Genomic DNA, 12,956 nt, shown 5'->3' with positions numbered 1-12,956 from the left:
CGTTTTGTATAATAAAAAGAACGACGTTATATTGTTTATTTCAGACATTATAACATACAAGTTAAAAGGAGGATGAAAATGCCCTACCTATCTTTTTTAGTATTCGTGGTTATTACTAGCTTTACGCCAGGTCCGAACAACATTATGGCCATGGCATTTGCCAATCAATTCGGTTTGACCAAAACCATTCAGTTTTGTCTAGGTGTTGGAATTGGTTTTTGTACAATAACTGCACTAAGTTGTTTTTTTAATATTGCACTCATCAGCGTCATGCCTATTATTAACCTCCCATTAACCATTTTAGGGGTACTCTATATGTTATATTTAGCTTATAAAATATTAACTTCAAAAGAGAATGATAATAATAATGGCCACTATTCTAATGAAAAAAAACGCAGCCTTTTGTTGCTCGGTGCTTTCTTGCAATTTATAAATCCAAAAGGGATATTATTTGGCATTACAGTAGTTGCTACCTATATTCTCCCTTATTATTCATCGTTTACGAGCTACATTTTTTTCGCCCTATTTTTAGGGTTTGTGGGCATTATAAGTACATTTAGTTGGGCGCTATTTGGTTCAGCTTTTCGCAAAATACTCATTAAATATCGTCAACCATTTAATATTGTAATGGCACTGTTATTAGTTTATAGTGCCTTTTCAATACTCATACACTAATGAAAACAAAGAAACCACATTGTACGTTATTGCGTACAATGTGGTTTCTTTAAACGAATAAGCATTATTTTGTATATGTTAAAACGGCATTTTTCTTATATTTCGCTAACGCTGCTGTTGCCTCATCTTTGTTTGTATATTCAAAAATACGAACATTATTATTCTCAAATACTGTTACAACCCACATCTTAACCTCTCCTTTCTATTTTATTTTTGTAATATAACAATCATCGAAAATGTGATGTAAAAATCAAACTGTCTTATAACAACTTCTTGCTGATTCTTATTTTACGCTCTTTTTTTAAAAAATAAAGCTTTATGTGAAGCCCTTCACAAACTGTTCAATTTCAAAACGCTTACATTGAACAATTTGTGAAAATCTTCATATTTTAGGTATAAATGATGAACCATATACTTGCCTACGATAACTTTACATGAACATAAGAAAAACCGTCTGTACGCCTTTTCCACGACGTATAAACGGTCTTCCAATTTCAATCATCAGTAAGTAGTAGTAGATTTTATTTTATAAGGATGATGATTTTAACAAAACACTTCTTCTTGCTTTTGTGTAAGCTCTATTTCAAAGCCTAAATCTTCGAGCATACGAAAATCGCTATTCACTTCCTGCCCTTCCGTCGTTAAGTAATCCCCGACAAAGATACTATTTGCTGCATACATTCCGAATGGTTGGAGAGAACCTAAATTAACTTCGCGGCCACCAGAAATACGAATTTCCTTCGTTGGATTTATATAACGGAACAATGCTAAAACTTTTAAACAATAGCGAGGATTTAACTCCTGAGTTCCTTCTAGCTTCGTCCCATCGATTGCATGTAGAAAGTTAACAGGAATCGAATCTGCATCCAATTGGTGCAGAGCACGTGCTATTTCCACTACATCTTCTTTCGTTTCCTTCATGCCAATAATGGCCCCAGAGCACGGCGAAAGACCATGTTTTTTCACAACTTCAACCGTATTGACACGATCTTCATACGTGTGGGTAGTCGTAATAAAAGAATGATGTCGCGCAGATGTATTTAAATTATGATTGTAGCGATCAACACCAGCTTTTTTTAATTGCTGCGCTTGCTCTTCCTTTAGTAATCCAAGACAAGCACAAACTTTTAAACCGTATTGTGCTTTAATTTCTTCAACTGCTTCACTCACTATATTGATGTCTTTTCGAGTTGGTCCCCGTCCGCTTGCTACAATGCAGTAGGTACCTATTTTATTTTCAAACGCACGTTTTGCCCCAGCTAATATTTCCTCTTTTGTTATGAAAGGGTATTTCTCTATAGGAGCTGTTGACTTGGATGACTGAGAGCAATACCCACAATCTTCTGGACAATAGCCACTCTTTGCATTCATGATCATATTCAACTTTACCTTTTTGCCGTAATAATGCTTTCGGATAGCAAAGGCACCGTCCATTAGCTTTAAAATGTCATCGTCATGACTATTTAAAATAGCAAGTGCCTCGTCATGACTAATTATTTTACCCGCAATCACTTCATTTGCTAATTGTAACCAATTCACTGTACATTCTCCTTTTCAACTCGCACAAGTTTTATAGCTCTAGCTGAACGAAATACTTTATATAATCGTTCTGCTAATAAGGCAGAGGCAATCGCTAAGCAAAAGTCTGCAACAATACTATTTAGAAACCCTACTAAGAAAACATGAGACCAGCTTGATTGCATATTTAACCATACATTCAATGCCAAATATAAATATGGAACCGCCACTGCATAAATAATGATAAGCCCTACAATATTGGCACCAATGAAATGTTTTTTTGTTGGAGCTTCTACTCGATTAATTAGAAAACCGATCACTAATGCAGCAAGTGCGAAGCCTATTAAGTAACCAAAAGTCGGTTGCAATACATATGTAATGCCCCCACCTTGTGTAAAAACTGGCATGCCAGCTAAACCAATTCCTATGTAAACGAGTTGACTTAGAAATCCATTGCGTCCACCAAGTAAGCAACCTGCCAAAAAAACAAAGACAATTTGTAATGTAAACGGCACTACAGGAAGTGGTATTTTAATAAAAGCACCAATGGCTGTTAAAGCAGCAAACATTGCGATCATCACAAGTGATAGCGTTGATTGTCTTTGAAACATGCATTATTCCCCCGTTCTTCAAAAAATTGAACAATTGTTTCTTTTGTTGTCTGTATCATAAATTGCATCTCTTCGTCCGTTATTATATAAGGCGGCATAAAGTACAAAACATTCCCTAATGGACGAATAAGTAATCCTTTTGTTAATGCTCTTTTATATATTTGATAGCCAATACGCTCCTCACTCGAGAATGGCTCTTTCATTTCACGATTCGCCACTAACTCGATTGCCCCGACAAAGCCTACTTGTCGATATTCGCCAACAAAAGGCAAATCACTAAAAGCCTCAACTGCTAGCTTACGCATGCGTTCACCTTTTTCTTGTACAATGTCTATATAATGCTCTTCTTCAAACATCGACAATACTTCTAGAGCAACACGGCAAGCAAGTGTATTGCCCGTATAACTATGCGAATGTAAAAATGCTTTCATCGTCGCATAATCATCATAAAATGCTTGGTATACTTCATTTGTTGTTAACACAACAGAAAGCGGTAAATAACCACCTGTTAAGCCTTTTGACAAGCACATAAAATCTGGTGAAATAGCAGCTTGCTCGCAGGCAAAGAGTGTACCTGTTCGACCAAAGCCAACTGCAATTTCATCAGCTATTAGATGGACATCATAGTTTGTACATAGCTCCCGTAAACGTTGTAAATAAATAGAAGGATACATTTTCATGCCTGCCGCCGCTTGAATCAGTGGCTCAATAATGACCGCTGTAATTTCCATATGATGCTGACTCAGCTCTTTTTCAACAAAAGATATGCATTGGGCATCACAACTTTGTGGATTTTTATTGAAGGGACAACGAAAACAATCAGGTCCCTGAGCTCGCACTGTATCCAGTAAAAGTGGCTGATACACCTCATTATAAAGATCGACACCACCGACTGATAAAGCACCAAGTGTTTCTCCGTGATAAGCATCTGTTAATGCAAGAAATCGTTTTTTCGTCGTTTTTCCTATTTGCATGTGATACTGAAAACTCATTTTTAATGCAATTTCGATCGCGGATGAGCCATTATCGGCAAAAAATACTTTTTGCAAGCTTCGTGGTGTTAAAGCTACTAATTTTTGCGCGAGCTTAATAGCTGGCACATGTGAGAAATTTGCAAAAATTACATGCTCCAACGTAAATGCTTGCTCACTTAAAGCCTGACTTATTCGCGGGTTAGCATGTCCAAATAAGTTCACCCACCAGGAAGAAACAGCATCTAAATAACGATTATTCTTTTCATCGTACAACCATACGCCTTGTCCTTTTTTAATAACAATTGGCGGGAAGTCCTCATAATCCTTCATTTGAGAGCATGGATGCCATACATGTTGCAAATCCATTTTTTGTAATTCAGTTATTACTTGTTTCATGTTTTAATAGCCTTTCAAACAATGTTGTATCCGTTATCGCAAACTCAATCATCTGCGATATATCTTTCAGCATTGGAATCGTCGCAAACGGTAATGGGTAATGTTTTAAAATCGTTTTAATATTATCTTGCTCTATCTCACTACCCATGTCACCGTTGAAAACAATGCCAAGAACTTCAATTTGCCGTGAGTTTAAAGCCTCTAATGTTAAAAGCGTATGATTTATCGTACCAAGCGTTGTTCGAGTGACAACGACAACTGGTAGTTTACTTTGAACAATGACATCGATAAGTGTTGTTTCGCCATCTGAGTCCAGTGGGACAAAAATCCCTCCTGCGCCTTCACAAATGACAACATCCCATTTTTGCTGTAATTGCTGCATCTGACTTAATAATCGCTGTATATTTATTTGCTGCCCCTCCAGTTGAGCAGCAAAATGTGGCGAGGCTGCTTCTTTAAATGAATAGCCATTTAAATTTTCTCGGTCGAGCAATTGTAAAGAATATTTTTCATACATGGACGTATCGTAGTAGTAGGTTTGCTCTCCATCATGGACTTCACCAGTTTGTACTGGCTTGTAAGGCGTCACATGGAAGCCCTGTTTTTGCAAATTTCGCACTAATAATGTTGTAACAATGGTTTTACCAACATCCGTATCTGTGCCAACAACCCAAAAATGTTGCATCTTAACCTCCCTTTCATTTTGAGTTAACTAACTATAGAATTTAAGTTAACACATATATTTTCATTTTGTAAATGCTCTTTTTAGTTTTTTTACGAAAAATCCTGCTTTTTTATATTAATTAAAGCGTGTTCCACTAGCGATTTATTTGGGTTTATTAGTAATTTGTTGTTTCAAAATTTAAAAAGGATTTTAGTCCTACTATGTAGTATTAAGAAGATAGGGGGTGGCAAAATGTTTGGATTGTTTAAAGAAACTGAGAAAATCATTGAACCATATGAGCAAGTGAGCAAAATTTTAAATTCATTACTTACTTACGAGATTAGGGATTTACCAGTGCGTTATGAATTTTGGTACCGCTTGGCCATTCGTCAGGAAGAATATCGAACATTACAAGCAGAGCATCGAGCAAAAATTTCAATGCATACAGCAGTAGGACGTTTTCATCAAATCCAGTATGAGGCGACAAAACAAAAGTGTACGAAGCTCGAACGACTAGCGGATATTTATAAGAATTTTTGTATTGAAGAAGACCGACAAGCATTAAATCATCGCCTACATTTTCATAAGGAAACAATTGCAGAGATTTACGAGCACGTGCAAAATAAAGAGCTATATACATATAATGATTCAGTACAGCAACAATTTTGGGAGGCTGTTAGCGAAGACATACTAAAAGCAATTGCCCATCTAGATTAACTCTAGATGGGCAATTTACTCATGTAATACATTGAAACATATGGTAAATTTAATGAAATACATCCGTATTTAGTAAGGAGAATATTTTTATGATTGCTTGGATTATTACTGCTGAAATTGCCTTTTGGATTGTCATCCTACTAGGTCTCATAAGTAGATACCATTTTAAAAAGCAAAAACTAAGCATCATTTTTTTTGCACTTACACCTATTATTGATTTATTACTTGTATGGCTAACTGTTATGGATTTACGAGCTGGTACCCCAGCATCCATATCTCATGGTATCGCCGCAGTATATATTGGTGTTTCAATTGCCTATGGAAAAACGATGATTGCTTGGGCAGATGAAAAGTTTCAACAATGGTTTTTAAGACTGCCGATAGAAAAGAAACGACTAACGGGACTAGCGAAAGGTATTCATGAAATTAAAATGCTTGGTCTTCATGTCATTGCCTACATAATTAGTGCTAGCTTATTGTATGCGATGATTATTTTTATCGGTCAACTGACTGATACATCTTCCCTCTTCCAAGTCATGAAAATTTGGGGCATCGTTTTACTAGTAGATGCTGTTATTAGTCTTTCGTATATCATTTTCCCTAGTAAAAAATAATCCCCCACCTCATATTGCCCTACAAAAAGTTGGCTATCTTATTCAAATAGTTTAATAAAAAAAGCCTCGCACAAATATGTGCGAGGCGCTAACTTTATTACAATCACGCTTCATTATTTCCCATACCTTGCTGAAGTATTTCTTTTAATTCCTGTATTTGATCGACTTTAATTGCTACATGATTATAGCGCTTTTTAATGCCTAACATAAACGTTACTTCCAGCGGTTCTCTCATCTTCAATATTATTTGGGGATAGGCTTCTCCAAAATCACGTGCGATAAAATCAATGGTATCTTTCGATAATTTCTCTTTTAACAATTCTAGGTCTTTTTCTATTTTTTCGATATTAGCAAAGCGAATAGTCGTTCGTTTCATTAAACCTAAAGATAAATAAAGTGCATCATTTGTTGCATAAATAGGATTTAGGCGAACTGCCTGAATATCTGCTATGAAAAATAACACTGAATATACATTAAGTATTAATAAAAGGATAGATAATACCATTGATTTCTCATGCAACCACCAATGTATGCCGATTGTTTCTATGACGATCGCATGAATCATCATCATTTGAAAGGCAATGTAGCTGGAGTTTTTATGCAAAGTAATTCCCGCTCGTTCTTTCCTCTTCCAACTTGCAAATCCGTAATAAAGAACGAGTAAATCTGTACAGAGCAATTGAATGATCGGATACTTCGGCGCATGTTTTTCAACAGCTTGCGGAAAAGAGAATATATCTGGCAGTGCACTTGCTCTTACATCCGCAAATATTTTAGGCATATAGTAGACAAGCGTTGTGACGAATAATACTTCAATAACAATTAGTGCACCCTCAATCGCAAATCCAGCCCAAGTTACCGCGACGAACGGCTGTAAATGATCGATTGGAATAATAAAACGTGCAGCAATACAGCCTGAAGCGGCTAAAATAATCGCTTGCTTAATAGAAAATTTTCGTTTATAAAGCATCATTAACACTGGCATAACGATTATAAAATCGAGTAATGAACCGAGTACAACGCCTGCTGTTTCGGCTGGTAATATCGACACACCAATGCCTGTGTTATATAGCGAGTAGTTACTAATTAATACAACGAATAAAAATACAAGCCAAATATTTCGCTTCTCTTTTAAGGCTATCATGACGTATCCCTCCTTTAAAATTGCCATTACTTCCATTCCTATTGTTATCTATATAGTTAACTTTAAAATATTTGGTATAATTTTCAAAGTCTTTTCCATAACAAACGACTTTTATTATGCTAGAGTTGTCATTGAATGTTCACTGATTTGTCCAGTCATTCCGCAGTAGGTTATTTTGCTAGAAATTTTTTACGATACACATGGGGGGAATAGCCCGTATACTCCTTAAAGCGTTCAATATAGTAGCTCACCGTACTAAAGCCAGTGATGGAGGCAATAAAAGTGATGGAATGCTCACTATCTCGCAACAGTTCGATACTTTTTCGTAAACGATATTGTAATAAATAGGTAAAAGGTGTTATACCCACTATTTTTTTAAAGAAGCGACTACATTCAGCTCTACTTATAAAAACATGTGCAGCTAACATTTCAAGTGTTATTTTTTCTTGATAATGACAATGGATATAATCGAGCATTTCTTTTGCACGCTCATGTTGGACAATCATCGATGACTGCATCGTTTCCTCTGTTAGCTTTGATTGCATTAATATCGATTCCCAAATCGATAGCAATGCCCTCAACACTTGAATTTCAAAATACGCAGTTCGTTCTTTTATTAGGTGAGCAGTTCTTTCAACTTCTTGCGCAAGCTCTCCTGAAAGCTTTACATATGGGAGTCTATTATTTTCTACATATGGACTGACATATTTAGCTGTGACAATACTCCCTTCATGTCCTCCTAAAAATTTTGGATCTACATTTATACAAAAAAGCTGCGATTGCTCAACATTGTAAGGTCTTGCTTCATGTAAACAAGCCGCATTGACAAATAAGCCCTCCCCCTCCTCAAGTATTAACACATCAGCACCTACACGATATTTGATGCGTCCACTTTTGACATAGACAAATTGAATTTCCTTATGCCAATGTAATGGTAAAAAATCACGCCGATCAATTCGCAAATACGTTTCATATAACGCAACAGGAAAAGCATTCGAGCCATGTAACGTTAATTCCTGTAAATCTTTCGCTACTTTAATATGTGTTAGCGCCATTGTAATCACCTCAATATATTGATATTTCTAACCGTATAATTCGATATTTCTTCAAGTAATAAGTGTTTATAATATCTCTATATTGATAGTTTAGGAGATGTTATAGTGATGAATCAACAAAATAAAAAAAATCCTATTTTTGGTTTTATACTTGTCATTCTCGGCGCAAGTTTTTGGGGAATTGGTGGAACAGTCGCCCAAAAACTTTTCCAACAAGAACAAATTGAAGTTGGGTGGCTTGTTTCGAGCAGGCTTCTGTTAGCTGGTATGCTGTTAATTGTCGTCTACAAGATTACACATCGTCAACGATCCATTTTTGTTATGTGGCGAACAAAGCAAGATGCTTTTAGACAAATTCTTTTTAGTATACTCGGCATGCTTGCTGTACAATACACCTACATGATGTCCATTGCAATCGGCAATTCTGCTGTAGCGACTTTACTGCAATATTTGGCTCCTCTCTTTATCATCGCTTTTTATATTATTAAAAGGCAAAGCAAACTTACGAAGCAGGATGGAATTGCAGTTACACTCACACTTACAGGTACGACATTATTGCTGACAAATGGATCTCTTTCTACGCTTTCTGTACCAGCGATGAGCGTAGTTTGGGGTGTGCTATCGGGGCTTTCTGTCGCTTTTTATACATTATATGCAGTACCGCTTTTACAGCAATTTCATTCATTACTTGTAGTCGGTTGGGCAATGCTAATTGGCGGTTCTGTTATGAGCATTTTTTATCAGCCATGGCACATCGACTTATCGACATGGACCATGGCTACGAGCGCTTACTTTTTGTTTATCATTATTTTTGGGACAATGCTTGCCTTTTGGTTCTACATTGCAAGTTTGCATTACTTATCACCAAAAGAAACAAGTTTACTAGGCAGCCTAGAGCCATTAACAGCTGTATTGACAAGTGTGCTATGGCTACAAATTCCGTTTGGGGGCTTCCAAATGCTTGGAACATTCCTTATCCTATGCATGATTTTATATCTTACGGTATTTCAGAAAAAACAACTTGAATTGGGCTAAAAAACCAAATTATTAGCATAAGACGGTAAAATTAGATAATTCCAAAAATTAATAGTCACAAACTACTAGATTGAAAATTCCAACTATGATTTTGTATATAAAATTTACATATTTCATATATCTTTTCTCCTTGTTTGTCCAGTATACTAAAAAATATCATGACAATAAGGAGGTATATATATGAATAGAAAAGTAATTTTCTTCGAAGTACGTGGAGGCACTGATAAGGGTCCCGATGGCTTCAGACAAGATACGATGCCAATGGTAAATGCACTTAAACAACGCGGACAAGATGCGGAAGTAGTGTTCTTTGATATCACAAAAAAAGACGCCATCTTTGAGTACGTTAAAGAACACGGCATTGCCTATGTATCCCGCATTAACCCTGGTAATTTAGAACACGAGGAAGAATATTTCGAAATGCTGCGTGATTTATGTGCAGCGGGGGTCATTGGCATGCCACATCCCGATGCAATGACTGGCTACGGTTCTAAAGATGTATTATCGAAATTAGTCTCTACAAATTTAGTACCCGATGATACGTTTGCTTATTACACAATTGAAGCATTTAAGGCACAATTCCCTACCTCCCTTGCAATTACTGAGCGCGTATTAAAGCAAAATAGAGGCTCAACTGGAGAGGGTATTTGGCGTGTAAAATTAGTCGAACCGCTTGCTGCTGGCATTACAGATGTACCGCTAGATACCGAGATTAAATGTACTGAGGCAAAAGACAATCATGTAGAGTATTGGAAGCTTGGCGAGTTCATGACATTTTGCGAGCAGTATATCACTGGCACAAATGGGATGCTCATTGATATGCGCTTCCTTCCACGTATTACTGAAGGCGAAATCCGCTTATTTATGTTGCGTGACAAACCAGTTCACGTGGTACATAAAAAACCAGCTGATACTGAAGATGCCTTTAGTGCAACACTTTTTTCTGGTGCTCAATATCGCTACGATAAACCAGAGGAATGGGAAGAACTTGTACAAAACTTTTTAACACAGCTACCTCTTGTCACGAACTTATTAGGCAATTACGACCTACCACTTATTTGGACAGCTGATTTCATGTTGGATACAAATGAAGCAGGAGAAGATTGTTACATTTTAGGTGAAATGAATTGTTCATGTGTAGGCTTTACTTCGGAACTAACTTTGGCACATCAAGTTGCAGAAGAGATTTTAGCTTGTCTTCATGAACATCGTGAAATTCCTGCATAACTATTCACGACGAAAAATTTTCACATCAACTTTAGACTATAAACAAATTGTTTATAGTCTTTGTTTATTTGATGGTTAGTTCTTTGTTGCAATATAAAAAGGCATTGAGAATCTCCTCAATGCCTTGTCGATGCTTATCTTTATCTATACATTTTAATGCCTTGAATAAACTCATAAATGAAATATCCTGCGAAACAAATTAATAAGACGCCTGAGATCATTGTAAGTGTTTTAATCATCTTGCGACTCATCGCCTTACGTGTAACCGAAACAATGGTCATTAAACCAATGTCGTGCAGTAAAATACCGCTAAGTATTCCAGCAGCTATTACTAGGAAGCTAGCCGATTCCCCTTGATTATACGATTTTGCTAGAACGACACCGAATACATTTACCCAAAAAACGAGGTTGCCTGGCGAAATAGCCACTAGCAGCCCATTTCGATACGATGTGAAAAATGATTTAGTCACCTTTTCACCCGCTAGCGTAATATCCTTATCGGCGTTTTTAATCGAATCGAGTCCTAGTAAAAATAAAAAACCAGCTCCAATAATCCACATTGGCAGTTGAATTATCGGCATGGCTAATATAGTAGCAAGTCCCATATACAGGGCAAAAACTAATACTACATCAACCGTCATACCACCAAGACCTACTGCCCAGCCATGCATAAAGCCATTTTTTAACCCTTGCTTTGTCATTTCAACAGTAATGGCGCCTACAGGCATTGCGATAGCAAGTCCAACTAATAAATACGCAACATATAAACTCAAACAAACACTTCTTTCATGCTATAAAATAAGCTTCTTACGTCCGTTTATATAAATATTCTAGCATAAAAATACAGAAATTGTTTATTTTTTTATATTTATTCATTTATAAGTGCCTGACACTCATACAATTTATATTTATTCATGTAAAAAGCCACATAAACTGCTACAGGAGCGCAAATATGTTGCGTGCCAGTCACCCAAACAATTTATAATTATTCAAAGAATGCTAAGTATGAAATCGACGTGTTTTTTCGTTTTACAACATTTGTTTCTTCCATTGAGCTAGTAAATCCTCAGACTTCGCAATTTCAACCTTTAACTCAACTTGCTTGGCAGAGCAACGTTTTTTCGCCTTTTGCCAAGCTTCCTCCAATGCAGGTATGTAACTTAAATTTTTCGTAGAAGCTACTAGCTGGAAAAAAATATTCCCTTGAATATAGTACCAACGAGGGTTCATTCTATCTAACTCAATCGCTTCTTCAATAAGGCGCAGTGCCAAATATGGGCTCGCTTCCAAACGATTAATAAATTGGGCAAAGGCTCCCCAGTATAAAGCTTTATTAGGCTGGAGTTTTATCGCTTCCGCATATTGTACCATTGCTTTATCTGGCTCTTTGGCAAGGACAAAATATTCAGCCATTGTATAGTAAGCATTCGCCTGTGCTTCTATTGACCCTGCTAATAATTCATCAACTACTTTGCCAAACTGCTCATCATCCTGAGTTCCAATATATGCGGCGAGGACATCACGCTCAGGATAAGATCCATCTACACGTTCAACACTTTGTTGCATATTTTCCGCACTTGGCGTCGGCATATTGGCATATCCATTTGCCTCTAAAAGTGCCACATGCTGTTGGATAGTTGGAAATGAAGCGTCAGCTCCAAATGATTCATCCACTAATAATGCTTTTGCCAAATTATAGCTTTCTTTTACTTGACCATTTACAAAAAATTCATTTACTTGTTGCACTTGTTCATTAAATTGATTTATCACTATATAATCCTCACCTTCACCTAAAGAAAAGTCTTATTGGTAGTTTACCATCTTTAGAGAGAAAAACAGCAATTATCATGAAAAGCAATGCATGAAAAGCCCATTTTTTTAATATACATATGGTCACCCTATTGTTCTTGTCGAAAACCATTCAAATCTCAATTTGCAAATTATTGGAGCAAAAAATACGAATTATGCTCGTTTGAAAGTAAAGACGAAAACCATAATGCTTAATTCTAGTTTTTCATCATCATAATAGTTATTATTTGGATTATTTTCTGAATTATGAGATAATTGAAGTAAAATTTATTTCGTGTTTTGGGGCTAGTAAATTTCAATTTAGGAGGGCTTGCTATGAATCGACACTTTCATCTGTTAATACTACTAATGGGCAATTTACTTATACTAGGAGCCATTTTCATTTATGCTTTGCAAAGTCAAGTGCAAGTGGCCTTCAGCACCTATGGCCTCGTGATGGGATTATTAAGTATGCTACTAATCTTTATTTTTTATTTATGGGGGGACGTCGAGCATCAACTTTAGGTGCCCACTTAAC

At 36.4% G+C, this 12,956-nt stretch carries 15 protein-coding genes; 6 read left to right on the top strand and 9 right to left on the bottom strand.

Translation table 11 applies throughout. The annotated features are described in order from the left end of the window. Nucleotides 1-78 precede the first annotated feature (78 nt). Nucleotides 79-675 carry a LysE family translocator gene (locus tag JNUCC52_RS22735; protein ID WP_337980904.1) on the top strand — a complete coding sequence of 199 codons (597 nt, stop codon included), beginning with the start codon at nucleotides 79-81 and terminating at the stop codon, nucleotides 673-675. A gap of 64 nt (nucleotides 676-739) precedes the next feature. Here the strand turns inward: JNUCC52_RS22735 and JNUCC52_RS22730 are convergent, their stop codons facing one another. The 5 genes from JNUCC52_RS22730 to bioD form a co-directional block, all read right to left on the bottom strand. Next, entirely contained in the window at nucleotides 740-862 is a 123-nt protein-coding gene (locus JNUCC52_RS22730) for a hypothetical protein (RefSeq protein ID WP_337980903.1), read from the bottom strand. A 356-nt stretch (nucleotides 863-1,218) separates the two neighbouring features. Continuing rightward, nucleotides 1,219-2,214: a biotin synthase BioB gene (gene bioB / locus JNUCC52_RS22725; RefSeq protein WP_337980902.1), complete on the bottom strand. Its 996-nt coding sequence runs from the start codon at nucleotides 2,212-2,214 to the stop codon at nucleotides 1,219-1,221. After that, on the bottom strand, nucleotides 2,211-2,804 hold the full coding sequence (locus tag JNUCC52_RS22720) for a biotin transporter BioY (protein WP_173478995.1): 594 nt from the start codon (nucleotides 2,802-2,804) through the stop codon (nucleotides 2,211-2,213). The genes bioB and JNUCC52_RS22720 overlap by 4 nt, the downstream gene beginning before the upstream one ends. Then, nucleotides 2,771-4,174, bottom strand: coding sequence for an adenosylmethionine--8-amino-7-oxononanoate transaminase (gene bioA / locus JNUCC52_RS22715; protein WP_337980901.1), 1,404 nt, complete (start codon nucleotides 4,172-4,174; stop codon nucleotides 2,771-2,773). Before bioA ends, JNUCC52_RS22720 begins: the two co-directional genes overlap by 34 nt. Continuing rightward, on the bottom strand, nucleotides 4,155-4,859 hold the full coding sequence (bioD, locus tag JNUCC52_RS22710) for a dethiobiotin synthase (RefSeq protein WP_173478997.1): 705 nt from the start codon (nucleotides 4,857-4,859) through the stop codon (nucleotides 4,155-4,157). Before bioD ends, bioA begins: the two co-directional genes overlap by 20 nt. Nucleotides 4,860-5,090: 231 nt before the next feature. Between bioD and JNUCC52_RS22705 the strand changes: the two genes are divergently transcribed. Together JNUCC52_RS22705 and JNUCC52_RS22700 are read left to right on the top strand one after the other, a co-directional pair. Next, entirely contained in the window at nucleotides 5,091-5,555 is a 465-nt protein-coding gene (locus tag JNUCC52_RS22705; RefSeq protein ID WP_337980900.1) for a hypothetical protein, read from the top strand. A gap of 89 nt (nucleotides 5,556-5,644) precedes the next feature. Further along, nucleotides 5,645-6,169, top strand: coding sequence for a hypothetical protein (locus JNUCC52_RS22700; protein WP_337980899.1), 525 nt, complete (start codon nucleotides 5,645-5,647; stop codon nucleotides 6,167-6,169). Nucleotides 6,170-6,272: 103 nt separating this feature from the next. Here the strand turns inward: JNUCC52_RS22700 and JNUCC52_RS22695 are convergent, their stop codons facing one another. Together JNUCC52_RS22695 and JNUCC52_RS22690 are read right to left on the bottom strand one after the other, a co-directional pair. Beyond that, on the bottom strand, nucleotides 6,273-7,313 hold the full coding sequence (locus JNUCC52_RS22695) for a beta-carotene 15,15'-monooxygenase (RefSeq protein WP_337980898.1): 1,041 nt from the start codon (nucleotides 7,311-7,313) through the stop codon (nucleotides 6,273-6,275). Between the two features lie 170 nt (nucleotides 7,314-7,483). Then, nucleotides 7,484-8,368 carry an AraC family transcriptional regulator gene (locus tag JNUCC52_RS22690; protein WP_173479001.1) on the bottom strand — a complete coding sequence of 295 codons (885 nt, stop codon included), beginning with the start codon at nucleotides 8,366-8,368 and terminating at the stop codon, nucleotides 7,484-7,486. Between the two features lie 108 nt (nucleotides 8,369-8,476). Between JNUCC52_RS22690 and JNUCC52_RS22685 the strand changes: the two genes are divergently transcribed. Then, nucleotides 8,477-9,403: an EamA family transporter gene (locus tag JNUCC52_RS22685; protein WP_337982249.1), complete on the top strand. Its 927-nt coding sequence runs from the start codon at nucleotides 8,477-8,479 to the stop codon at nucleotides 9,401-9,403. Nucleotides 9,404-9,583: 180 nt separating this feature from the next. Continuing rightward, entirely contained in the window at nucleotides 9,584-10,630 is a 1,047-nt protein-coding gene (locus tag JNUCC52_RS22680; RefSeq protein ID WP_337980897.1) for a Cj0069 family protein, read from the top strand. A 140-nt stretch (nucleotides 10,631-10,770) separates the two neighbouring features. Here the strand turns inward: JNUCC52_RS22680 and JNUCC52_RS22675 are convergent, their stop codons facing one another. Both JNUCC52_RS22675 and JNUCC52_RS22670 read right to left on the bottom strand, forming a co-directional pair. Beyond that, a complete protein-coding gene (locus JNUCC52_RS22675; protein ID WP_337980896.1) occupies nucleotides 10,771-11,403 on the bottom strand; it encodes a LysE family transporter in 633 nt (210 codons plus the stop codon). Nucleotides 11,404-11,659: 256 nt separating this feature from the next. After that, a complete protein-coding gene (locus JNUCC52_RS22670; RefSeq protein WP_337980895.1) occupies nucleotides 11,660-12,400 on the bottom strand; it encodes a tetratricopeptide repeat protein in 741 nt (246 codons plus the stop codon). Nucleotides 12,401-12,754: 354 nt separating this feature from the next. Here JNUCC52_RS22670 and JNUCC52_RS22665 point away from each other — a divergent pair, with 354 nt between their 5' ends. After that, on the top strand, nucleotides 12,755-12,943 hold the full coding sequence (locus JNUCC52_RS22665; RefSeq protein WP_173479004.1) for a hypothetical protein: 189 nt from the start codon (nucleotides 12,755-12,757) through the stop codon (nucleotides 12,941-12,943). Nucleotides 12,944-12,956: the final 13 nt, after the last annotated feature.

It is taken from the genome of Lysinibacillus sp. JNUCC-52 (genome assembly GCF_015999545.1).
In the GTDB taxonomy this organism is placed as follows: Bacteria; Bacillota; Bacilli; order Bacillales_A; family Planococcaceae; genus Lysinibacillus.
Note: the sequence above shows the minus strand (reverse complement) of the source record. Positions and strands in the feature narration are given on the sequence as shown.